We start from the raw sequence: 22,324 nt of genomic DNA, 5'->3' as shown, positions 1-22,324 counted from the left end.
TTAAATTTAAACAGCCTGATTATCAGTCATAGCCGACTGATAATCAGGCTGTTTTTTGAACTCAAACGACTTTCTGCCCTTTAACTTAGCTCTTTTTTAGTAACTACGTTAAGTTTGGTATCAAAATCATAAATAATGGGGACACCGTTTGGAACCTCCAAATGATCAATATCTGAATCATTGATGCGGTCGATATATTTAATCAGCGCTCTCAACGTACTCCCGTGGGCAACCACTAATTGATTGTGTCCGTCCAGCAACCGCGGTGCGATTTCATCCTGCCAGTATGGCATCAGACGATCATAGGCCATTTCAAGGCTTTCGCCCCTTGGCTCCGTCACACCTAAGGGAATGTATCGCGGATCTTGATCAGGCTTGTCCAACAGTGGCGGTACCACATGATAACTACGCCGCCAAAGCTTAAACTGTTTTTCACCGACTTCGGCTTTTACCGTAGCCTTCTTTTTGCCGCGTAACGCGCCATAGTGACGTTCATTCAGACGCCAGGATTTCGTTACCGGGATATATAACTGGTCAATTTCGCCCAGCACAATGTTAGCCGTCATGATTGCCCGTTTCAACATGGAGGTATGCAAGTGTTCAAACTGCAGTCCTGTCTGTTTAATGGCTTTTCCGGCTTGATGCGCCTGGTTGATTCCCTTTTCCGTCAGCGGCACGTCACTCCAACCAGTAAACACGCCATCGCGATTGGCTTGACTTTCGCCATGGCGCAAAATGACTAATTTAACCATAAACCTGATCCTCTCTTCTCATGCTCTTACATTCACATAACAGTATATCACCGGCGCTAAATTCAATAAAGGGACCCCGCCATTAAGTCGAGATCCCTAAATTAAATTTAATGAGCCGCATTTAATAGCAGCATCAAAATTGGAATAACCAGTAAACTCAGCAGCGTTGATTCAGTTACCATAACCGCCGCAAAGCTCGAATCAGCCCCGTAAAGTTTCGACACAACGGGTGCATTAGTCATTACCGGCATCGCTGATTGAATAATGAAAACCTGCTTCATCATCACCGGCATACCCGTAGGCAAAACCAGAAGTGCCATTAAAGCAGGCGCCAGAATAAACCGGCCGAAGAGGATACCTAAACTGCCGCGGTTGATCGTTAAGTCGTGCAGGTCAACATTAGCAATCGCAATCCCAATAAAAATCATGGAAAGCGGTACGGTCAAGCCGCCAATGTAATTCAAATCTGCCATGATAAAGTTGGGTAGTTGAATTTTCAGCAGGACCAATACCACACCAACCATGAACCCTAGCAATGGCGGTGAGAAAACCTTTTTAAGGGTCTGACCTAGACTAAAGTGGTAATCACCCTGACCATCACGCTGGATCAAGTAAACTCCTAAAGTCCAAAAAATCGTGGTGTTTGCCATGTAGTAAACCAGAACGTACGGTAAACTTTTGGCAGCACCAAATAATGCCACGTTAACGGGCAGACCGACAAACACCGTATTTGAATTAAAAAACATTGATTCGAAAAGTCCGCGATGACTTTCCCTAATATGTAGAACTTTAGCGACAATGATTGAAATCCCAAATAGGATCATCATTGAGACTACTGGGAAACGCAAGTCTGGCAACGTTTCAACTAACCGCTTAAACGTAAACTTGCTGGTAATGGTGTATGCCATATATGCTGGCAAGGCTACCTGAGTCACTAATCGAGCAATTAATTTACTAGCTGATTCGTTAAACCAGCCGAGATTAGTCAGAAGGTAACCTAACGCAATCATTAAAAGAATTTCAACTACGCCCGCAACGCTTCGGGCGAATAATAGCAACATTGTGTGTTAACCCCTCTTTCACATCAAAAATTAATATTCATTATAGCATAATTCTATAACGTTGACTTCACAACCTTCTAAATAACATCATCCTCTGCATTCACTGGACGAATATTTTTTGGCAGTAAAGATAGCTTTCTTCATTATACGGTTTACGGGAACCATAATTTGTGATGTAATAGTACAGTTAGGCGAATAAATGTCTGACCTTTTTCTTAAAAACGACTTAAGCTTCATTTAAAATTGACACGACTTTAACAATTAGACCTATAATGCAAAGAGATTTTACAGAGGCGAGGGAAACTAATGGCATCAAATAATTTCGATCCAAATCAAAATAACCAACCAACACGACGCAGTGATTATTCACACTTTAAACGTCGAAAAAAGCACCGCGGTTTACTCTGGAGCATTCTGATCGTAGTCTTGATCCTGCTTACTGGCGGAATCGCTTATGGCTACCACGCCTATAATCAGGCTAAGAAAACTTTTGATAACACTTTTCAAGCTGGTCAAACCAATAAACTTAGAAATGTCGATGACGTTATTAAGCAAGGCAAGCCTTTCTCCATTCTCTTAATGGGAACCGATACTGGTGCCCTAGGCAGAAATGATGTTGGCCGAACAGATACCTTGATTGTTGCCACCATTAACCCTAAAAAAGAAACGGCGTACCTCACCAGTATTCCTCGTGATACCCGGGTTCAAGTAAAGGGAGATTCACAGCCGTACGAAAAGATTAACGCCGCCTACACCATTGGCGGCCCAGCAGCCTCAGTTTCGACCGTCGAAAATCTATTGGATATTCCAATTGATTTTTACGCTATCGTTAACATGGGCGGGCTGGAAAGAATGGTCAACGCCGTTGGCGGGGTTGATGTCGTTCCACCAATGACCTTCCACTATGGCAATGCCAACGTGGTTAAGGGTCAAAAAATCCACCTCAATGGTAAAGAAGCCTTGGATTATTCACGAATGCGTGAAGAAGATCCACTGGGTGATTACGGCCGTCAAAGACGTCAGCGACAAGTCCTTCAAAAGTTAGTTGTTAAGGGTGTTGGGATTACTTCGATTCCGCGCTATAAGCAAATTTTAACGTCATTAAACGGTAATATGAAAACGGATATGACGTTTAACGACATGTTGGCTATTCGGACGAAGTATGGTAATGCTAGTCACCATATTAAATCACAGACATTACAGGGGCAGGACGCCATGATTAACGGCGTCTCTTACCAGGTAGCCCCGCTTTCAGAATTACAAAAAGTTTCAAATAACATTCGCCACACATTAGATCTGAACGAATCTTCCAAATTATCATCAAGTTCTACCGGTACTGGTGACGACAGTAACTATACGTCATCGAGTAATAGTTCAGGCTACTAATAATTAAAGAGCTTAGCGCCTTGCGCTAAGCTCTTTTTTTGATGTCATTTTAAAAAGTCAGTTGATCTAAAAATGGTTTGATATCCCTTTGTTTATCGGTCGGCTTTTCTTGAACGACTACCTTTAACTTCGCGTCCGTAGTTAAGTAACGTAGGGCCTTTGCTTCGTCTTTATCAACGGCGACACCGTCCATTAGCATCTTCATCCCGTCTTGAAAGGCCAGAATACCTAAATTAATACCAACCTCGCTGAGATTGATACCGCCTTTAACCAGTTTAGCCATGTCTTTAGCAGTTTCAGTTAGCAGTATGGGACGAAACTTATCAAAGCGGGAGTTCTGATAGATAGCTAGCATCTTTTTGATGGTCAGTACGTTAGCTTCAATTCCCAATGGTGCGGACTGGAGAATTAAAGTCCGCCGCAGAGGGTCTTTTGCCACCCGATTCGATACCACTAGGATTCGGTTAGGCATGGTAACTTTAACCCATCCGCGAGCGACTTGACTCGGTAACAGGCGGCTGCCAATACGTGCTAACTGGATATCCATTGTCATAACGGTTATTCCCCTTCGTTATGTGTCTCCGGTTCAAAATGCCGGATGCCCTTTTGACCGCTTCTTTCTAAGTGTGCTACTACTTTATCTAGTGGCTGGTCCCGAATGGTAAACGCGTCCATCAGAATCGGTAAATTGACCCCTGAAATCATGGCCATCTGTTCGGGTTGCCGACTAACAATTTGCCCGGCAACAGTAAATGGTGACCCACCCCATAGGTCAACTAAAAATAACACTGAATCCGCAGCATCAAACTTACTAAGTGCGGTTTTAAATTTAATCATTAAGTCATCGGATGTTTCTCGATCTTTAAAAATCACAGTTGCAACGTTTGTCTGCTTCCCAAAAATCATTGTTGCAGACTGCAGAAGTCCCTCAGCTAAATCACCGTGGCTGGCAATCACAATGGCAATCACGACATTGCCTCCTCATCATTCAACAAAAAAATTTTTAGCATTTTTAATTACGCTCATTTGGTATCATCATAGCACATTGGCCCAACTCATGCTTTTCCGTTTAACAAAACTAGCGAGCCAAGGTGAGGATTTCCTTCGGTGCTGCAAACACATAGTCTGCACCCTCAATTTTTTGAACTGGACCGTTTTGCCAGGTAACCAGACCGCATTTAATGCCAGCAGCATGAGCTGCCTGAAGATCATATTTAGTGTCACCAATGTAAACGGTTTCCTCAGGATCTGCTTTTAAGCGATCAATTGCCACCAAAATAGGATCCGGCGCTGGCTTACCCCGTTTAGCATCCTCAAAGAACACAAACTGACTAAAGTACTGGTCCAGTCCAAGCGGGGTCACGTCACGTTTAAACTCATAGTTCTGTTTTGACGTCATAATAGCGAGCTGTACCCCTGGCTGCTGGTTTAAGCCTGAAAGCATTTCTTCGATACCATCATAAACGTGAGTTAAAGGTTGAAATTCTGGAATCGTCTGTGCCCATTCATTCAGAATCGTCTGAATGAGATCTGCTGGCACTTTCAGTTGCTTAAGCGCGTCAAGACTAGTAATTCCAAACGTTCGGACTAACTCACTGTAAGGGTGCTTAATTTGGTGCTGACGGAGGACCTTATCCAGGGCTTTCATATACATTGCTTCAGTATCCAGTAAGGTGCCATCCACATCAAAAATAAAATTTTTCATTAATTGTGACCTCCGAAAAAAGATTCAATAAAAAAAATCGGAATACTTAACCAAAACTGGTCAATCATTCCGAGTTTACGTATGCGGCCAAGAGGACTCGAACCTCCACCGGGAAAACCCCGACAAGATCCTTAATCTTGCGCGTCTGCCAGTTCCGCCATGGCCGCATCAACAAGAAATAATATACCAGAATTATAACTTGTTTTCAATGGTTATTTGGAAAATATTCATATTTACTCTGCATTTACCGTTGCGCCTTGCCGGTCAATATCAAAAATCCGTAGGCTGCCCTTCACGTCCATATCTGATAATTTCTGTCGTAAAACGATCAGCTGAGGCTCCGTGCCAAAGGTGCCAATCGTAGGCCCAGCACCGCTTAGATAAGTACCATAGATGCCAAACTTATGGGCTGTTTCACGAATCATCGGCAGTTCCGGAACCAACTTTGTCCGGGCAATTTCATGAAATTGATCGCGTTCCATCATGTGACTAGCTAATTCCCAATTATTAGTCGCAAGGGCCGCAACCATGACGTTGGCAACACTGCTGCCAACAACCGCTTGCTTACGAGGAAGTTCATCCGAAAGCACTTTTCTGCTTTCAGATGTTAATAATGATTCATTTTTAATAAACGCCAGCATCTTTAACCCTTCTGGCATTCCTAATTTAACGGTTGTAGCACTTTCTCCATCATAGTCAGAAACAACAACGTCGCCAAGTAATCCAGGTGCAACGTTATCTGGATGTCCCTCTATCTTTGCGGCTATGGTCACTTGATCAGCTAACGAAAGATCCATTTCGCCTAATTCATTCGCAATTTTAACCCCCGCAATCACAGCGGTAGAAGAGCTCCCAAGGCCACGGGCAACGGGAATATCTGACATCACAGTGAGCTGATGAGGCTTAAGCTTGGGGTTCACTGCTAACGCTGCTTGAACGATCAAATTTTGCTTGTCGTTTGGTACATCCGGCCCCAGGGCATGGTTCACACGCCACTCTTCCGTTTTTTCTTCCACAATTACAGTCAGGTATAAATGCAGCGCAACGCCGATAGAATCAAATCCCGGCCCTAAATTAGCCGATGTCGCTGGAACTCGAATAACAATTTTACCCATAAATTAACCCTCCAATACTGAATTGTCACTTCGTAGAAACAATCTCAGTTTTCACTAACTATTATCAAGTACATTAATTTAAATTTCAATCCCGCTTACTTAATTCAGCGGTTATTTTGAATGATCGTTTTTTGAAACATTAATTTACCGTGACATTTACCGCAAACAAATTTTTGTGTATTGATTCGCCGTTTCCGCTGGTATATCTGACCACATTGTTCACAGCGATAAATTAGATATTTAGCTGGCTTAGCCTGCTGGGGCTGCCGTGGTGCGTAACGCAAACCGCCAACAGCTCGCAGCAGCTGTTTAAACGCCTTGGTTCGGTGCTGACCGGATTGGCCAGCTAGATGGAGGTGATAATGCACCAGCTCGTGCTTGATGACTCCCTCCAACGTTGCTTCACCAAACATCGTCAGCATCCGCGGATTAATATCAATATGGTGGTCCTGCAAATGATACCGGCCACCGGTAGTTTTCAACCGGCCGTTAAAAACCGCTGTATGCCTAAACGGTTTACCAAATGACTGCAACGAAATGCGTTCAACTAACTGCTGCAATTCTCGATCAGTCATTTGGCGCCACCATGGTTAACTGAATCCGGTGCCGCTGTTCATCAACTTCAAGGACCCACACCGTCACGATGTCACCCACTGAAGCAATCGCAGCCGGATTGCTGACGTACGATTTTGATAGATGTGAAATGTGCACGAGACCATCCTGTTTGACCCCGATATCAACGAAAACGCCGAAGTCCACCACGTTTCTGACGGTGCCTTGCAGTTTCATGCCTGGTTTCAAATCGCTTATCTGTAAAACATCCGTCCGTAAAATTGGTGCAGGCATCTCATCACGGCGGTCACGTCCTGGCCGTTGAAGACTCTTCAAAATGTCCTGCAGTGTCGCTGTTCCGACATTTAACTGGTGACTTAGCCCTTTAACATCAATGTTTTCCAACGCCGATGCCATTGCTGGCGTTCCCACCTGACTCAATTTTAAGCCCAAGCTAGCTAACACTTGTTTGGCAACCGGATAACTTTCGGGGTGAATATCAGTGTTATCCAACACGTTTTTACCGTTAATGATCCGCAAAAAGCCAACCGACTGTTCGTAAGCCTTAGGTCCCAGTCGTGGCACTTGTTTAAGTTCTGGCCGACTGCTAAAGCTGCCATTTTCTTCTCGATAAGCCACGATGTTGATTGCGGTTTGTTTTGAAAGACCTGAAATATGTGCCAACAATTCGACACTGGCACGGTTCAAATCAACGCCAACTTGGTTAACTGCCGTTTCAACTACCCGGTTCAGCTGCTCATCGAGGCCGCTTTCCGGGACATCATGCTGATACTGACCAACACCCACGGATTTAGGATCGATTTTTACCAGTTCAGCCAACGGATCCTGCAGTCTGCGGCCAATGCTGACCGCAGAACGTTCCTCAACGTTAAAGTTGGGGAATTCCGCACGGGCCACCGCGCTGGCAGAATAAACCGAAGCACCCGCTTCATTGACAATAGTGTATCTCACATCTCGTTCGACCTGCTTAATGGCTTCCGCCACAAATTGCTCGGATTCACGGCTGGCCGTTCCATTACCGATGGCGATCATATCAACTTGGTAATCGTTTAATAATTTGATAAACGCTGGCATAGCCTGTGCACGCTTAGTAGCTGAGGCCGGCTTATGCGGATAGATCACCTGCTTAGCTAGGTACTTGCCGTTACCGTCCATAATTGCCAGTTTACAGCCGGTTCGATATGCCGGGTCAAAGCCCATCACCACGTGATTTTTCAGCGGTGCTTGCATCAGCAGATGGTACAGATTATTACCGAAGACTTGAATGGCATGAGCTTGGGCGGTTTCTGTCAGTGACCGCCGCAATTCACGTTCAATAGCGGGACCAATGAACCGTTTATAGGCGTCCTGATATGCTGACTCAACGATGGCAACCGATGGGCCCTGATGGCGGCCAATTAATTGAAACTTCAGATACCGCTCAATCGCTGCTGTATCAACGCTAATTTTAACGGTTAAAACACCCGCTTTTTCACCGCGGTTCAAAGCCAGAGTTTGGTATGGGCTTAGCTTTTTCAAAGCGGATTGAAAGTCATAGTAAATATGATAAACCTGATCTTCATCCTTTTCCTGACCATTACGCTTTAATTTACTGGTCAAAATTCCGTTATGCTGCGTGTAGTGCCGAACCCATTCACGGAACCCAGCTCGTTCGCCAATGGCTTCAGCAAGGATTTCATGAACCCCGTCCAGCACACTATCCAGATCCGGCACTTGCTCGTTTGTGTACTGATCCGCCACCGTTTCAATGTCTGCCGCCTTAAATTGCAAAACCCACTGTGCTAACGGATAGAGGTCGGCGTCCTTAGCAATGGTTGCTTTGGTTCGCCGTTTTTGCTTATAAGGCAAATACAAATCTTCGACCTGCTGCATTTGAGTTGCAGCATTAATAGTTACCGACAGTTTAGGCGTCAATTTCCCTTGTTCGGAGATTTGGTTCAGAACTTCCTGCTTTCGCTGCTGCAGCTTACTGATTCGGTGAGCTTCATCCTGAATTTCTCGAATCTCAACTTCGTCAAGATTACCAGTCATTTCTTTTCGGTACCGGGCAATGAACGGCACTGTATTATTATCATTTAATAAATCCAGCGTCACGTCGATTTGATGGCTTTTATAGGCTGGGAGTGCCTGTTTAATCAGTTTTAACGTTTCAGTTTCCATTATTCAACATCCTTACGTGTAGTGAATTCATTATACCATGCAGTCATCAAATCAAAGCCACAAAAACAGAGCGTGCAACCTTTGATGATACGGCCACACGCTCTATTATCAATTCCTTTTTACATCACCATTGCCATAATTCGCTGTGCTGCGGAGGTGATTTTTGACATCATGTTTTCTTGTTCGTGTTCAGAATCATTAAAGGCTTCAACGTTTACCGTCTGAGCATCAGCATCGATGGCATCAACCATTGCCTGACAAGCTTGAGCGTAATTCCGGTAAGCAGCGACTAACTGTTTGTGTTTTCCCAAGATTCGGACGGGAACTGAAGCCTGCTGAAGCCGGTTCAAGTTCTCAGTGTAGGCATCCGTACCCTTTTGGAAAGTTGACTTAATGTCAGTCAGTGTTTCCGTTCCCAAATCAGCAACCGTTTTATCATCAATTGCTTGACGCAATTTTTCAAAATCAGGGTTCATATCCGAACCGGTTTTTTCAGTATCTTCAATCACTTTGCTTAAAGCAGGTAAATAACTTGCCATTGTTTTGGGTTTCATTGAAATTCCTCCTATTTCTCAAACCGCCGTTGAATAACCTTGACGATTTCGACAATTGCAATCATCAGAATACCGGCACTAAAGACAACTCCCCACTGAAGCAAATTAAGCTCCGTTAAGTGGAAAACGGTGTTGAAGCCGGGGACAACAATTGTAATTGCTAATAATAAGAACGCCGTCAGAATCGCCCAGTTTAACGAGCGGTTCTTAAAGAGACCAACTTTGAAAATTGATTCATGAATCGACTTAGAGTTAAAAGCGTGAAACAGCTGAATCAAGCCAAGTGTTGCAAAAGCCATTGTGAGGGCATCAGCATGAGCTAACTGCTCACTGGCATGAACTGGGAACTGTAGGGATAAATCGTATACACCAAGTGTCATCAGCCCTTCCAGCAGTCCTTGATACAGCACGTTGCCGAACACACCACCGGATAAGAAATTCGATGACCGTCCCCTTGGCTTGCGTTTCATAATATCTGGTTCTGCGGGTTCCAAGCCAAGTGCGATTGCTGGAAAAGTATCAGTCACCAGGTTGATCCAGAGAATCTGCACTGGTGCCAAAATTTGCCACCCTAACAGCGTCATCACGAACAGTGCTAGAACTTCACCAATGTTAGCAGACAAGAGGTACTGCAATGCTTTTTGGATGTTAGCGAAGACTTTGCGTCCCTCTTCAACCGCAACAACGATGGTGGAGAAGTTATCGTCCGCTAGTACCATATCACTGGCACCCTTTGACACTTCAGTACCCGTAATTCCCATACCAACACCAATATCCGCGGCTTTTAAGGCCGGTGCATCATTCACGCCGTCACCCGTCATCGCCACCACTTTACCACGCTTTTGCCAGGCATTCACGATTCGCACCTTATGCTCAGGTGCCACCCGGGCATAAACTGAATACTGATCAACATTCTGATCAAATTCTTTATCGCTGAGTTTATCCAGTTCAGCTCCAGTAATGACTTGATCAGCACTGCTATTTTCATCTAAAATACCCAGCCGCTTTGCAATGGCCGTCGCGGTATCCCGATGATCACCGGTAATCATAATTGGCCGAATACCGGCTGAATGTGCTTCAGCAACCGCTTGAGCGACTTCTGGCCGCTCCGGATCGATCATGGCAATTAAACCGACAAAAATTAAGTGCTGCTCGGCTGTTTCACTGCTCAAATCAGTTGGCACTGAATCAACCTGATTATAAGCAAACGCTAAAACCCGTAGCGCTTGGGTCGCTAACTGATGGTTAGTGGTCATAATCTGCTGCTTATCAGCGTCCGTAATACTCCGCGCTTCGCCATTAATGAGGATGCGATCCACTCGCTTCAATAACTGATCTGGTGCCCCCTTAACGTATTGGGTCACGCTACCAGTCTGGTCCGAGTTGAAAGTCGACATTAATTTCCGTTCGGAATCAAACGGAATCTCGCCGACCCGCTTATTATTACTAATGGTTGCAGCTGCCGGTTCATCCTGATCCAGATAGTACTGGATTAGAGCTGTCTCCGTGGGATCCCCTGCTAAACCATCGTCAGTAAATTTACTATCGTTGTTCAATAGCATTGCTAACGCCAGCGGATCCGTTAAATCAACCTTCTGCTGTTTAGCATCGACGAGCTGACCGTTTTCATACAGCTGTTCGACCGTCATCTTGTTTTGAGTCAGCGTCCCGGTTTTATCCGAGGCAATAATGTCTGTACTCCCCAGAGTTTCCACAGCCGGCAATTTTCGAATCAACGCATGCCGCTTTGCCATCCGCTGTGTGCCCAGTGCCAGTGTAATTGTGACAATAGCTGGCAGTCCCTCTGGAATAGCCGCTACGGCTAAAGAAATGGCTGTCAGCAGCATATTAATTAATGTTTCCTCGCCACGAACCATACCAATCACGAAAACTAAGACCGCAATGGCTAAAATCAATATCGTCAGCCACTTACCCAACTGATTCAGGTTGTCCTGCAACGGCGTCTTAGTTTCTGCAGTATCTTCAATCATACCGGCAATTTGACCAACCTCAGTCTGCATTCCGGTAGCCACAACGACACCGGTACCGCGACCAGTGGTAATATTGGCTGTCATGTAAACCAGATTGTCCCGGTCACCCAGCGCTAAATCATCCTCATCCAGCACATCGCTGGTCTTGTTAACCGGCACCGACTCACCAGTCAGTGCTGCCTCTTCGACCTTCATCACGTTGGCCGTGACTAAGCGAATATCAGCGGGCACGATGTCACCAGCCTCTAAGTGGACAATATCGCCAGGCACCAGTTCATCACTTTTAACCGTGATAACCTGTCCGTGACGCTCAACGTGAGCGACTGGCGCCGCCATTTCACGCAATGAATTGATGGCATCTTCAGCTTTTGATTCCTGAAAAACACCAAAAATAGCGTTCAATACGACCACCGCTAAAATAATTAACGCATCAACTAACTCGCCAGTTGCACCAGCAATCACTGCGGCAACAATCAGCACAATGATCATAAAATCTTTAAACTGGGCAATGAATTTTTCTAATAACGTCGTTTGACGTTTAGCTTCTAATTTATTTTCGCCGTATTTCTCCAGTCGCTCTTTAACAGCCGCTTCGGTGAGTCCTTGTTCCTGCGTATCTAAATTAGTGAACAATTCATCCGTTGTCTGCTGGTACCATGGTTTGTCTGTCATATAAAATCCTCCTGTTATTTATGAAACCTGTTATTTTCGTTATAAGTCTCATCGATTAAGACCTTCCCGGAGACAGTATCCCTTGCTGACGGGTTGGTCACAGAAGATTCTGCCGATTACTCCCTCATCGTATCATGCAGTCTCGTGAAGCTTACTTCCAAAAAGTGTCAAATACCGTCACGGGTAAATGACGCTTATGCTGGGTCTTTAAGTACCAGCTTTCAATTGTTTCTGCCGCTTTGTCTGAAACTGTTTTACCTTCTAGATAATCATCGATGTCGTCGTAATGAACACCAAGTGCAACTTCGTCAGGCAATGCTGGCCGATTGTCTTCCAAGTCCGCTGTAGGTACCTTGGTATACAGATGCTTCGGTGCATGCAGCACTTCAAGCAGCTGTTTGCCCTGACGCTTATTTAGCCGCCAAATTGGTGTGATGTCAGCAGCACCATCACCAAACTTTGTGTAAAAGCCGGTCACCGCTTCAGCAGCATGGTCGGTTCCCACAACGGCGCCCTGATTAGCACCGGCAATCGTAAACTGGGCAATCATCCGTTGACGCGCTTTAATGTTTCCCTTATTGAAATCGGAGATGGTTTCCTGATTAGCCTCAACCGCTGCTACGGTTGCATCCGTAGCTGCTTTAATATCGACGCGGTCAACCTGATCGGCTTTCATAAAGTCGATGGCTGCCATGGCATCAGATTCATCCGCCTGTTTGCCGTATGGTAAACGAACCGCAATGAACTGGTAACTGTCATCATTAGTTTCCTCACGGAGTTCCGTTACAGCCATTTCTGATAACTTACCGGCCAGAGTCGAATCCTGACCGCCAGAAATACCTAATACCAGCGTTTTTAAGCCAGTCTTCTTTAAATATGCCTTTAAAAAGTCAACACTGCGTCTAATCTCTGCTTCAGGGTCAATTTGAGGCTGAACCTTCAAAGCCGCGATAATTTTTTGCTGTAGTTCTCTCATCGTTTCATCCTCTTACTCATTATCAAAATCTAATTTTTTGATGTATTCATGGATTTCTTTAATCAAATTCATCTTGTTATCCCAAAGCTTCTGTGACAAATCGACCGGATACTTTTGCGGATTCAGATCCCGCTTGTACTCTGGCCAAAGATTATCTAACGTCTCTGAGCATCGTTTCTTAATATCAACTAATTCTGGCAACTGATAAACTAACCGGCCCTTATCGTAAATGGTCTGCAAAATTGGCCGTGCCTCGAATTCAGTCACTGTTTTGTTGATATACGTGTAGTTGGGGTGGAACATGTACAGTTCATCTTGCTGTCGTGGATCTTCACTAGAAAGCGCAACGTAATCGCCTTCGGATCTACCGCTTTCCTTTTTGGTAATCCGCCAAACTTGTTTTCGCCCAGGGGTTGAAACCTTTTCAACGTTGTTGGACAGTTTGATGGTATCTTCCATTTTACCATTTCTTTCGATGGAAACCATCTTATAAACCGCACCCAAAGCAGGCTGATCGAAGGCGGTGATCAGTTTTGTACCGACACCCCAAACGTCAATCTTGGCCCGTTGCATCTTCAATGACATGATGGTTTTTTCGTCTAAATCGTTTGACGCATAGATTTTGGCATCCTTATAACCAGCCTCGTCTAACTGCTCGCGAACCCGTTTTGACAGGTAAGCCATATCACCAGAGTCGATTCGAACACCCAAGAAATTGATCTGGTCACCCATTTCATTAGCCACCCGAATCGCACTGGGTACTCCGCTTTTAATGGTATCGTAAGTATCAACCAAAAAAACGCAATCTTTATGGGTTTCCGCATAAGCCCGAAACGCAGCATAATCATTGCCATAAGTTTGTACCAGTGCATGAGCGTGGGTTCCGCTGATTGGAATACCAAACATTTTACCAGCACGAACGTTTGAAGTCGCATCAAAGCCTCCGATATAAGCTGCCCGAGTCCCCCAAATTGCAGCGTCAAATTCCTGTGCTCGGCGTGTTCCAAATTCCATGATGCCGTCATTACCAGCCACGGAACGAATCCGGGCAGCTTTGGTTGCAATCAGCGTTTGATAGTTCACAATATTCAGCACAGCCGTTTCAATCAACTGACAATCAGCCAATGGACCTTCAACTTGCATCATTGGTTCATTACTGTAAACCAGCTCGCCTTCAGCTGCGGAGCGAATGGTCCCTTTAAACTTAAACTCACTCAAATAGTTAAGAAACTCAGGTGAATAATCCGTTGCTTCTTTTAAATAGTCAATATCAGTTTTTGAAAAGTGCAAATTTTCGATATAATGAACAATGTGTTCTAGTCCCGCAAAAACAGCGAATCCGTTTTTAAAAGGCATATCGCGGAAATAAACTTCGAAAATAGCCCGCTTATTTTGAATTCCCTTTGCAAAGTAAGTTTGGATCATGCTTAATTCATATGCATCCGTATGCAAAGTTGTGCTATCATCTGGATACTGCTTTGCCATGTCTGTAACCCCTTCGATTGATTGATATTTGTGCTTATCAGAACTATTCTATCATTAATCCGAATTATCGTCAGTTAAACCGATATTTTTTAAATTATTTCTAGAATGGATGGTTATTATGTCTAAAGAATTCCCCTTAATCAAGGTCTTAAACGTTCCGTTTATCAATACAACTCAAGCCGCCTTTTTAACGACAGTAGAAGCTCGCATTAATCAGCGTCAGAATACGTTTATTGTCACGGCGAACCCAGAGATTGTCATGTACGCTCGAACCGATTCTAACTACCAGCACATCCTGGAAAATGCGGACTACATCACTCCTGATGGAATTGGTATCCTAAAGGGCGCGGAAATTCTTGGTGAGCCAATGACCGAACGAATTACTGGCTATGATACCATGTTAGCGTTACTCAAATGGGGTAATGAGCAGCATAAATCCGTCTATCTAGTTGGAGCTAAGCCGGAGGTGATTACTGATGTCAAAGCCGTTGTGACAGCCCGGTATCCGGATCTAAACGTAGTGGGCACTCACGATGGTTATTTTGATGATTTCGCACCCATTGCTAACGATATTGCTAACACTCACCCTGACATGGTTTTCTTAGCAGTCGGCTTTCCCAAACAAGAACAGCTAATTGCTGATTACCGTCACCAAAACAACGGTTTATGGATGGGAGTCGGCGGCAGCTTTGACGTTCTTAGCGGACACACCAAGCGAGCACCAAAGTTCTTTCAGCAGCATCATTTAGAATGGTTCTACCGGCTGATCACCGAACCCACTCGCCTAAAACGGATGATGGTACTGCCTCGTTACTTAAAAACCGTTAAAGAATCAGCACATCATCAAAAATAACTTTGTGTACGAAAAGAGCCTAGAAGCGGTCATATGATCGTTCCTAGGTTCTTTATTATTTTTCTAGTACAAATTCAAATCGTTCCCCAACGTACTGAGTCCGAACATATTCAAACGGCCGGCCATCCTGCAAGTACGAAATTTGCCGTAATCGTAAAATAGCATCACCGCGTTTAATGTCCAAGTATTCCGCAATTCTTTCTGATGCGGACGAAGCGGAGACCATTTGTTTAGCGTGACCGGGAATCAACCCTTTTTTGGTTTCCAGGGTTCGGTACAGTGATTCAGAAACTTCTTGTTTTGAGAGTCCCTCCACAATTTCTAGCGGAATGGTTGCCACTTCAAAACTAATCGGCACGTCATCCCCATAACGAACCCGCTCCATTCGGAGAACTTGAGTATCATCTTTAAGCTTGAGCTTTTCGCTTTCACTTAGTGATGGGCTCATCACGTGGTAAGAAATTGTCTTACTGGAAGGTTGTTTACCTTGAGCAAGCATTAGATCGGTAAATCCAGTGACCCCTGACATCTTTTCCTGTACTTTTTGATTAGCGACGAAAGTACCTGAGCCAACAAAGCGCTCCAAAATTCCTTCTTCAACCAGCGTCTGAATAGCTTGTCGGAGTGTCATTCGACTAACGTGGAATTGAACAGCTAACTCACGTTCCGAGGGAATCCGATCGCCAACAGACCACTTGCCGGCTTCGATTGCTTTCTTGATCTCATTATGAATTTGAATATATACAGGTGATCCCATAAGATTTACGACCTTTCTTACCTAACTAATCAGTTTGACTCGCGTCAAATTCGCGGCCATAACTATAGGTTGTTTGCAAATTAAGTGCCCGATCAAAGATGTTTAAATCAGCATCAAGTCCAGGCAGCAGCTTTCCCTTTTGAGTTAAGCCAAATTCCTCAGCTTGGTTAACCGACGCCATTTGAACGGCATCCTCAATAGCGCAGCCAGTAAAGGCAATTACGTTACGGAAAGCATCATCGTAGCGCAGTACCGAACCGGCTAAATTACCGGTTTCAAGACGGGCCTGCTTATCCTTGACGATCACTTTTTGACCGCCAAGTTCACTAATCCCCTCAGGCATGCCCTTAGCACGCATCGAATCAGTCACTAATTCGATCCGGTGCGGCCCCTTTTGTTCATAAGCCAGTTTAATCATATCTGGAACGATATGGAAGCCGTCACAGATCAGCTCAGCATACATATTATCTTCAAGCATAGCATGACCAGTAACCCCTGGTTCACGGTGCTTAAATTCCCGTTGAGCGTTGTACAAATGGGTAACGTGGGTTGCGCGGCTAGCAAGCATCTGTGCCCGGGTAGCGTTACTATGACCGACTGACGGAACAATGTTATGAGCTAAGCAATAATCTTCAAAGGCTCTTGACCCTTCGTCTTCTGGTGCATAAGTAATTAACTTAACCATGCCGCCAGAAAGTTCATTCCAATGATCCAGCAACGAAACATCCGGATCCTTGATGTACTTCTCTGGTTGAGCACCCTTGTAAATGGCCGCAATAAACGGTCCTTCAAGGTGAATGCCCTTAATAACTGGATTAACTTTGGCCGCTTCTTTGATCCCGGTCATGGCGTGGGCAATATTATCATTTGACTGCGTCATGGTTGTAGGGAACACGGTGGTAATCCCTTCTTTAACCATGTGGTTAACCATTTCATTAATCTGATCAGCATCACCGTCCATCGAATCAAAGCCATATCCACCGTGGGTATGAACATCAATGAATCCAGGAACAATTACCTTACCGTTCACAAATTTAACTTCATCATGAGGTTGTGCCCGATAATCATTCATCGAACCAACTGCCTCAATGGTTTTGTCAAACCGAATATAACCATCCGTAATGACGTCTTCACCGGTGTAAATTGTCGCGTGTTTCAACACGATACTCATAAACTCTTCCTCCTAATCAACTCTCATGTACTCGATTAAGTTTACGGGTTTATTATATACTGGTATAGACCATGTTGCAAGCCTGTTGCATCGGTGTTGAATCGCGTTTTATTTACCGAGTTGACGCTATAGAGCAGCTTTACTCAGCGTTGTTCCGGTCAATCGTGGCGTCAATCCCCTTTACAACTGAGGTCATGAACCCGGCTTCTTCCATTGCCAGCAAACCAGCTACGGTGCTGCCGCCCGGTGAGGAGACCTGGTCAATCAAGCCAAAGGGATTTTCATCAGAATTCAGGACCATTTCGGCTGAACCCATCACTGCTTGTGCAGCAATCTTAGTTGCTGCTGCTTTGGTTAGTCCGTGTTTGACACCCGCACGGCTTAAACTATCAATAAAGAAGTATACGTATGCTGGGCTGGAACCCGCGAGAGCTGAAAAAGTCGCAAAATCTGCTTCGGGTAAAGTCACCGTGCTGCCGATGTCATCGAACAATTTAACCGCCTGTTCTTTAGCCTCTCCAGTTAGATTTTCATTGGCATGAACTGCTGTCATCCCCGCCCCAATCGCAACGTTTAAATTAGGAAGTGTACGAAGAATTGGTAAATCATAGCCCGCCAGCTCTTCTAACCGTTCCAGTGATAATCCAGCAACGATGGAAATCAACGTTTTTGTCTTTGGATCAAGCTGATCTCTAATCTCCTGCAAGACGGGTGTTGCCACGTTAGGTGTTACAGCTAAGACAACGACGTCACTGGTCTTGGCTACCTCAGCGTTAGACCCAGTTGCGGTAACCCCCGTTTTCTTAGCAAAAGTTTCATAAGTCGAAGCATGGGCACTATGAATCAATATATCTGACGGAGCAAGTTGGGTTTGCTTAAGCAGACCAGTTACAATCGCCTGCGCCATACCGCCAACACCAATGAATCCAATCTTCATAAGTATCACTCCTAAAAGTCTGAATTTTACTGTAATGACGTTAATTACATTATATCAAAGATTCAGTTAAGCCACAGATTTTCTAAAACTTAATCAATTTCTGATGATACCAGTCTGAAAATAGCAAAAAACTCACCAGCCAAACAGCCGGTGAGCTTCTTTAGTAAATTGATTGGGCTAGCTGGGTTCGAACCAGCGCATCACGGGATCAAAACCCGTTGCCTTACCACTTGGCTATAGCCCAATAAGAGATGGATGGGAGTGGATTCGAACCACCGAACCCGAAGGAGCGGATTTACAGTCCGCCGCGTTTAGCCAGACTTCGCTACCCATCCATAATTTGAAACGAAAACAACATCAATAACTATACAGCATTTTGTATATCCAGTCAACACATAATTGGTTGATTGGGCTAGCTGGGTTCGAACCAGCGCATCACGGGATCAAAACCCGTTGCCTTACCACTTGGCTATAGCCCAATAAGAGATGGATGGGAGTGGATTCGAACCACCGAACCCGAAGGAGCGGATTTACAGTCCGCCGCGTTTAGCCAGACTTCGCTACCCATCCATAATTGATTTACCATAAATCAACTTAATTATAATACCAAAAACCAATCAGCCTCGTCAAGCTGGTTTACCGTTATTTCTCACAAAAAATGACTTTTACACCCTTTTATTGGTTAAATTGATTATGCGTACGCGTCTCAACCATTCAGAGTGAAAATTATCGGTCAGCCATTCGTGTCTCCTGGCAGTACCATACCCCACTGCTTGATTAAAATAAATTGCACCATTAAGTTCTCTGGGAGCTGGGTGAATATGCATATGACCAAACAAGACGTATTTAACGTGATATTGAGCCAGAAGATACCCTGTTTGAACACTGCCTAACATAGCGTTAGCCATATTCCAAAACCGATTGTCTGACGTTATTCTTAAGTATTCAATTCGTGGTACAAAGTGTGTCATGAATAACACCCGTTTATGATCCATCCGTGCCTGCTCCAATTGTTTTTCAATCACCCGTAATTCTTGTTTCAGTCTTGCTGGATCACTCATCGGCTGTTCAATAGCACCATCGATCCAATACGCGCGCTTCCAGTTCAAAAATTCAGCGTCAGGCCGATGCAGTACAGACGAGAACGAATAATCATACCAGCCATTATTACCAATGATCCGCCAGTCAGTGTTTGGAATATCAAAGTGTTTTCGGTGAAGATAAGTTGCCGACAGGTCCTGCTGCAGTTCATCATAACTAATATCATTAACCATGTCATGATTCCCAGCAATGAATCTAATAATGGTGTTAGGGGTCATTTTTTGCAACCTTTCTGTAAATGACAATGACCGGTTAAAGTGGTTGAATAAGTCTCCGGCAATTAAGTAAACCCCTACTTGGTTTTCCACCAACCACTTGCTTTGCTGTTTAAGGGCCTGTTCAACGTCCACTTTATTAATGTCCAGGTGAATATCACTCACCATTGCAACTTTAACCATCATCTTGCTCCTATTAAAAAAGTTGTGTTACGAGGGTATCGTAACACAACTTTGAATGAACTAGTTTATAGAACACCTTCCATTAAGCGTTTAATTGGCTTAATCATGAAGAAGAGAACAATACCAGCAGCAATGGCAACAAGTGCATTGCCGGCGAAGTAAACAGCCTCATTCCCAGGTGTGTAGAATTTAACGATTTGTGAGTTAACAGCTTGTCCAGCTGAATCAGCTAAGAACCACATACTCATCATTGATGACTGAAACGCTCTTGGCGCCAATTTTGTCGTTACTGAGAGGCCAATTGGCGAGATCAGCAATTCACCGATTTCAACAATTGCCCAACTGCCAACTAACCAAAATGGGCTAACTTTTGCATATGGTCCAAACATTGCGACTGGAATCACCATCAATAAATATGAGAACCCAGTAACAACCATCCCCATGGAGAATTTAGCAGGTGATGAAGGCTGTTTCTTACCCAGCTTCGTCCACATAGTAGCAAAGATTGGCGTGTAAATTAAGATAAATAGTGGGTTCAATGACTGGTAGTTAGCTGGATTAATGTGAATGACCCAGTTAAAAATGTGAACGGTGTTGTTAGTCTGTTCTTGTGCAAACAACGCCAGCACGACCATCCCTTGTTCCTCAATTGCCCAGAAAATCGCTGCGGCAATAAATAATGGCACGTATGCCCAAACACGTGAACGTTCATGCTTGGTAGTTTTCTTGCTTGTCAGCATAACCGTGAAGTAAACAATTGGTGTGACAACCGCAATAATACTGAGCAGTGTAATAAAGTTGGCAATGTTGAACGCACCAAAAACGTACATAATCAGTAATACTAGAGCAAAGGCAATAACACCCAAAGTTGTACGGAATGATAACTTTTTAGCATCCCCTGGTTCCAGCGGATCATCTGGATACAGTGAATCGGCACTCAGATACTTCTTACCGCCGTACCAGTACGATACTAAGCCAAAGAACATACCAATCGCAGCCAATGAGAAACCAGCGTGGAAGTTAAATGTCGACCACATTGCTGGCACTGCGATTGGTGCAATTAATGACCCTAAGTTAATCCCAAAAACAAAAATGGTGAAGCCAGAATCACGACGAGTATCTTCTGGTGTGTACAAAGTACCAACCATTTCAGAAACGTTTGGCTTCAGTAAACCAGTACCAATGGTAATTAAACAAATAGAGAAAAATAGCCCAATTTTACCCGCTGGTAAAGACAGACAAATATGACCAAACATAATCAAAACACCACCGTAAAACACGGTTTTACGGCTACCCCAGATTCGGTCACTCAAAAAGCCACCGAGTACTGAAGATAAATAAACTAATGACCCATAAATCGACATGATTGAGGCGGCAAGCCCCTTGTCCATGCCAAGTCCACCCTTTGCAATTGAGAAGTACATGTAGTAGATCAAAATTGCTTTCATACCATAGTAACTGAACCGTTCCCACATTTCAGTCATGAACAGCGTAGATAAGCCACGTGGCTGACCGAAGAAAGAACGATCTAATTGATTGTTTCCTTGGTTATCCAAAAAAAAACCTCCAGACGTCTCTCACTTAAGCAATACCATTTATTTACCGAAGTGATGATTAAAGGAGCGGAAGTCCCGCTCCTCATAATATTCTAATTGAAACATATGGAGTATTATACGCCCGAATGGCTCTAACGCAATCTCATTCAAGGCATAAAACACTGGATAATAGCGATTATTCTAGAATGATGTCTAGTAAAAAAGTTTATTTATCGGACTTTGTCGTACGTTAATTTAACCAGCAACTTTATTCTTATCTAATTCTGTCATGGCAAATTTAACCAAGCTTTCACCATTGACCCAAGCGTAAATATTATCAGGAATTTTTTCTAAACGCGGATTAATTTGCTTTAGGTTTACATAGTTACAACCAACCTGTGGCGCAACTAAAACTAAATCCGCATTTTCTAAACCGTCCTTTTTAGCTGCAGCGAAACTGGTTGCCTCAAATGTGATGTTAGCATGGTAAGCTTCAGTATATCGCTGGGCGGTTTCTTGAAGTAATTGACTCGTAATTCCACTAGAACAGATAATCAATGCAGTTGTCATAATATTTTACCTCCAAAATTTTTCGCGTTATGTATTAGCGCTTACATTGTTTTTAGGTTACCACCATTTTACATATACCACAAGTGTAAATAATATTATATAAGCCTAGTTTATGAGCTTTTAACATCTATACCAATTGTAAAATCCCTACTGTTACTTGTTTATGTGCTTACTATATAGGTACTTGCTTTGATTCTTTAACGACAAAAAAACACTAACGCTTTTGCGTTAGTGTTTTCTCTCAGTTGAATAGATGCCGGCTGAGGAATTCGAATCCCCGACCCTCGGTTTACGATACCGATGCTCTACCAACTGAGCTAAGCCGGCATTACTTAAATTATGACTCCGGCAGGCGGGCTCGAACCGTCGACAACCTGATTAACAGTCAGGTGCTCTACCAACTGAGCTATGCCGGAATAAAATAGCGTGGCAACGTCCTACCCTCGCAGGGGGCGATCCCCCAACTACTCTTGGCGTGCTGAAGCTTAACTGCTGTGTTCGGCATGGGAACAGGTGTATCCTTCAGGCTATCGCCACCACACTATTGAGAACTGGTGCTCTCAAAACTAGAC

General features: G+C 44.1%; 20 protein-coding genes, 7 tRNA genes and 1 rRNA gene. 2 read left to right on the top strand and 26 right to left on the bottom strand.

The genetic code is table 11. The annotated features are described in order from the left end of the window. Positions 1-80: 80 nt before the first annotated feature. Both JUE95_RS04540 and JUE95_RS04535 read right to left on the bottom strand, forming a co-directional pair. On the bottom strand, positions 81-752 hold the full coding sequence (locus JUE95_RS04540; RefSeq protein WP_203649516.1) for a 2,3-bisphosphoglycerate-dependent phosphoglycerate mutase: 672 nt from the start codon (positions 750-752) through the stop codon (positions 81-83). A 107-nt stretch (positions 753-859) separates the two neighbouring features. Next, positions 860-1,813: an AEC family transporter gene (locus JUE95_RS04535; protein WP_203649515.1), complete on the bottom strand. Its 954-nt coding sequence runs from the start codon at positions 1,811-1,813 to the stop codon at positions 860-862. A 306-nt stretch (positions 1,814-2,119) separates the two neighbouring features. Between JUE95_RS04535 and JUE95_RS04530 the strand changes: the two genes are divergently transcribed. Further along, positions 2,120-3,199, top strand: coding sequence for an LCP family glycopolymer transferase (locus JUE95_RS04530; protein ID WP_203649514.1), 1,080 nt, complete (start codon positions 2,120-2,122; stop codon positions 3,197-3,199). Positions 3,200-3,248: 49 nt separating this feature from the next. Here JUE95_RS04530 and JUE95_RS04525 read toward each other — a convergent pair whose 3' ends face one another. The 11 genes from JUE95_RS04525 to JUE95_RS04475 all read right to left on the bottom strand — a co-directional run bounded on the left by JUE95_RS04525 (position 3,249) and on the right by JUE95_RS04475 (position 14,430). Continuing rightward, positions 3,249-3,752 (bottom strand): PTS sugar transporter subunit IIB, encoded by a 504-nt coding sequence (locus JUE95_RS04525; RefSeq protein WP_203649513.1) that lies wholly within the window; start codon positions 3,750-3,752, stop codon positions 3,249-3,251. A 5-nt stretch (positions 3,753-3,757) separates the two neighbouring features. Continuing rightward, positions 3,758-4,168, bottom strand: a complete 411-nt coding sequence (locus JUE95_RS04520; protein WP_203649510.1) for a PTS sugar transporter subunit IIA — start codon at positions 4,166-4,168, stop codon at positions 3,758-3,760. A 109-nt stretch (positions 4,169-4,277) separates the two neighbouring features. Then, positions 4,278-4,904 carry an HAD family hydrolase gene (locus tag JUE95_RS04515; protein ID WP_203649508.1) on the bottom strand — a complete coding sequence of 209 codons (627 nt, stop codon included), beginning with the start codon at positions 4,902-4,904 and terminating at the stop codon, positions 4,278-4,280. A gap of 82 nt (positions 4,905-4,986) precedes the next feature. Further along, positions 4,987-5,071, bottom strand: a tRNA-Leu gene (locus JUE95_RS04510). A gap of 66 nt (positions 5,072-5,137) precedes the next feature. Further along, positions 5,138-6,019, bottom strand: a complete 882-nt coding sequence (gene thrB / locus JUE95_RS04505) for a homoserine kinase (protein ID WP_203649507.1) — start codon at positions 6,017-6,019, stop codon at positions 5,138-5,140. Positions 6,020-6,123: 104 nt separating this feature from the next. Then, on the bottom strand, positions 6,124-6,594 hold the full coding sequence (locus tag JUE95_RS04500) for a SprT family protein (RefSeq protein ID WP_203649506.1): 471 nt from the start codon (positions 6,592-6,594) through the stop codon (positions 6,124-6,126). Beyond that, a complete protein-coding gene (locus JUE95_RS04495) occupies positions 6,587-8,752 on the bottom strand; it encodes a Tex family protein (RefSeq protein WP_203649505.1) in 2,166 nt (721 codons plus the stop codon). Before JUE95_RS04495 ends, JUE95_RS04500 begins: the two co-directional genes overlap by 8 nt. A gap of 119 nt (positions 8,753-8,871) precedes the next feature. Then, positions 8,872-9,306 (bottom strand): hypothetical protein, encoded by a 435-nt coding sequence (locus JUE95_RS04490; RefSeq protein ID WP_203649504.1) that lies wholly within the window; start codon positions 9,304-9,306, stop codon positions 8,872-8,874. Positions 9,307-9,317: 11 nt separating this feature from the next. Continuing rightward, positions 9,318-11,969 (bottom strand): cation-translocating P-type ATPase, encoded by a 2,652-nt coding sequence (locus JUE95_RS04485; protein WP_203649503.1) that lies wholly within the window; start codon positions 11,967-11,969, stop codon positions 9,318-9,320. Positions 11,970-12,120: 151 nt separating this feature from the next. Continuing rightward, the gene (nadE, locus tag JUE95_RS04480) at positions 12,121-12,945 is read right to left on the bottom strand and encodes an NAD(+) synthase (protein ID WP_203649502.1); all 825 of its coding nucleotides are present in this window, start codon (positions 12,943-12,945) and stop codon (positions 12,121-12,123) included. Between the two features lie 12 nt (positions 12,946-12,957). Beyond that, entirely contained in the window at positions 12,958-14,430 is a 1,473-nt protein-coding gene (locus tag JUE95_RS04475; RefSeq protein ID WP_203649501.1) for a nicotinate phosphoribosyltransferase, read from the bottom strand. Positions 14,431-14,548: 118 nt separating this feature from the next. On the opposite strand from JUE95_RS04475, the gene JUE95_RS04470 reads away from it, so the two are divergent. Further along, positions 14,549-15,283 carry a WecB/TagA/CpsF family glycosyltransferase gene (locus tag JUE95_RS04470; protein WP_203649499.1) on the top strand — a complete coding sequence of 245 codons (735 nt, stop codon included), beginning with the start codon at positions 14,549-14,551 and terminating at the stop codon, positions 15,281-15,283. A gap of 55 nt (positions 15,284-15,338) precedes the next feature. Here JUE95_RS04470 and JUE95_RS04465 read toward each other — a convergent pair whose 3' ends face one another. The 13 genes from JUE95_RS04465 to rrf form a co-directional block, all read right to left on the bottom strand. Further along, complete coding sequence (locus JUE95_RS04465) at positions 15,339-16,040, bottom strand: GntR family transcriptional regulator (protein WP_203649498.1); 702 nt, start codon at positions 16,038-16,040, stop codon at positions 15,339-15,341. A 25-nt stretch (positions 16,041-16,065) separates the two neighbouring features. Next, on the bottom strand, positions 16,066-17,211 hold the full coding sequence (nagA, locus tag JUE95_RS04460; RefSeq protein ID WP_203649496.1) for an N-acetylglucosamine-6-phosphate deacetylase: 1,146 nt from the start codon (positions 17,209-17,211) through the stop codon (positions 16,066-16,068). 139 nt (positions 17,212-17,350) lie between these two features. Beyond that, the gene (gene proC, locus JUE95_RS04455) at positions 17,351-18,148 is read right to left on the bottom strand and encodes a pyrroline-5-carboxylate reductase (protein ID WP_203649494.1); all 798 of its coding nucleotides are present in this window, start codon (positions 18,146-18,148) and stop codon (positions 17,351-17,353) included. A 172-nt stretch (positions 18,149-18,320) separates the two neighbouring features. Further along, positions 18,321-18,392 (bottom strand) — tRNA-Gln (locus JUE95_RS04450). Positions 18,393-18,400: 8 nt separating this feature from the next. Further along, positions 18,401-18,483: transfer RNA gene (locus JUE95_RS04445), tRNA-Tyr, on the bottom strand. A gap of 72 nt (positions 18,484-18,555) precedes the next feature. Continuing rightward, positions 18,556-18,627, bottom strand: a tRNA-Gln gene (locus tag JUE95_RS04440). Positions 18,628-18,635: 8 nt separating this feature from the next. Further along, a tRNA-Tyr gene (locus tag JUE95_RS04435) sits at positions 18,636-18,718 on the bottom strand. Positions 18,719-18,813: 95 nt separating this feature from the next. After that, positions 18,814-19,647 carry a metallophosphoesterase gene (locus JUE95_RS04430; RefSeq protein WP_235995199.1) on the bottom strand — a complete coding sequence of 278 codons (834 nt, stop codon included), beginning with the start codon at positions 19,645-19,647 and terminating at the stop codon, positions 18,814-18,816. Between the two features lie 65 nt (positions 19,648-19,712). Next, the gene (locus JUE95_RS04425) at positions 19,713-21,203 is read right to left on the bottom strand and encodes a peptide MFS transporter (RefSeq protein ID WP_203649492.1); all 1,491 of its coding nucleotides are present in this window, start codon (positions 21,201-21,203) and stop codon (positions 19,713-19,715) included. Between the two features lie 234 nt (positions 21,204-21,437). Further along, positions 21,438-21,752 carry a PTS sugar transporter subunit IIB gene (locus tag JUE95_RS04420; RefSeq protein WP_203649490.1) on the bottom strand — a complete coding sequence of 105 codons (315 nt, stop codon included), beginning with the start codon at positions 21,750-21,752 and terminating at the stop codon, positions 21,438-21,440. Positions 21,753-22,006: 254 nt separating this feature from the next. Further along, a tRNA-Thr gene (locus JUE95_RS04415) sits at positions 22,007-22,079 on the bottom strand. A 16-nt stretch (positions 22,080-22,095) separates the two neighbouring features. Then, positions 22,096-22,168, bottom strand: a tRNA-Asn gene (locus tag JUE95_RS04410). 8 nt (positions 22,169-22,176) lie between these two features. After that, positions 22,177-22,293, bottom strand: a 5S ribosomal RNA gene (gene rrf / locus JUE95_RS04405). Positions 22,294-22,324 lie beyond the last annotated feature (31 nt).

Source organism: Secundilactobacillus yichangensis (assembly GCF_016861565.1).
GTDB classification, from domain to species: Bacteria; Bacillota; Bacilli; order Lactobacillales; family Lactobacillaceae; genus Secundilactobacillus; species Secundilactobacillus yichangensis.
Note: the sequence above shows the minus strand (reverse complement) of the source record. Positions and strands in the feature narration are given on the sequence as shown.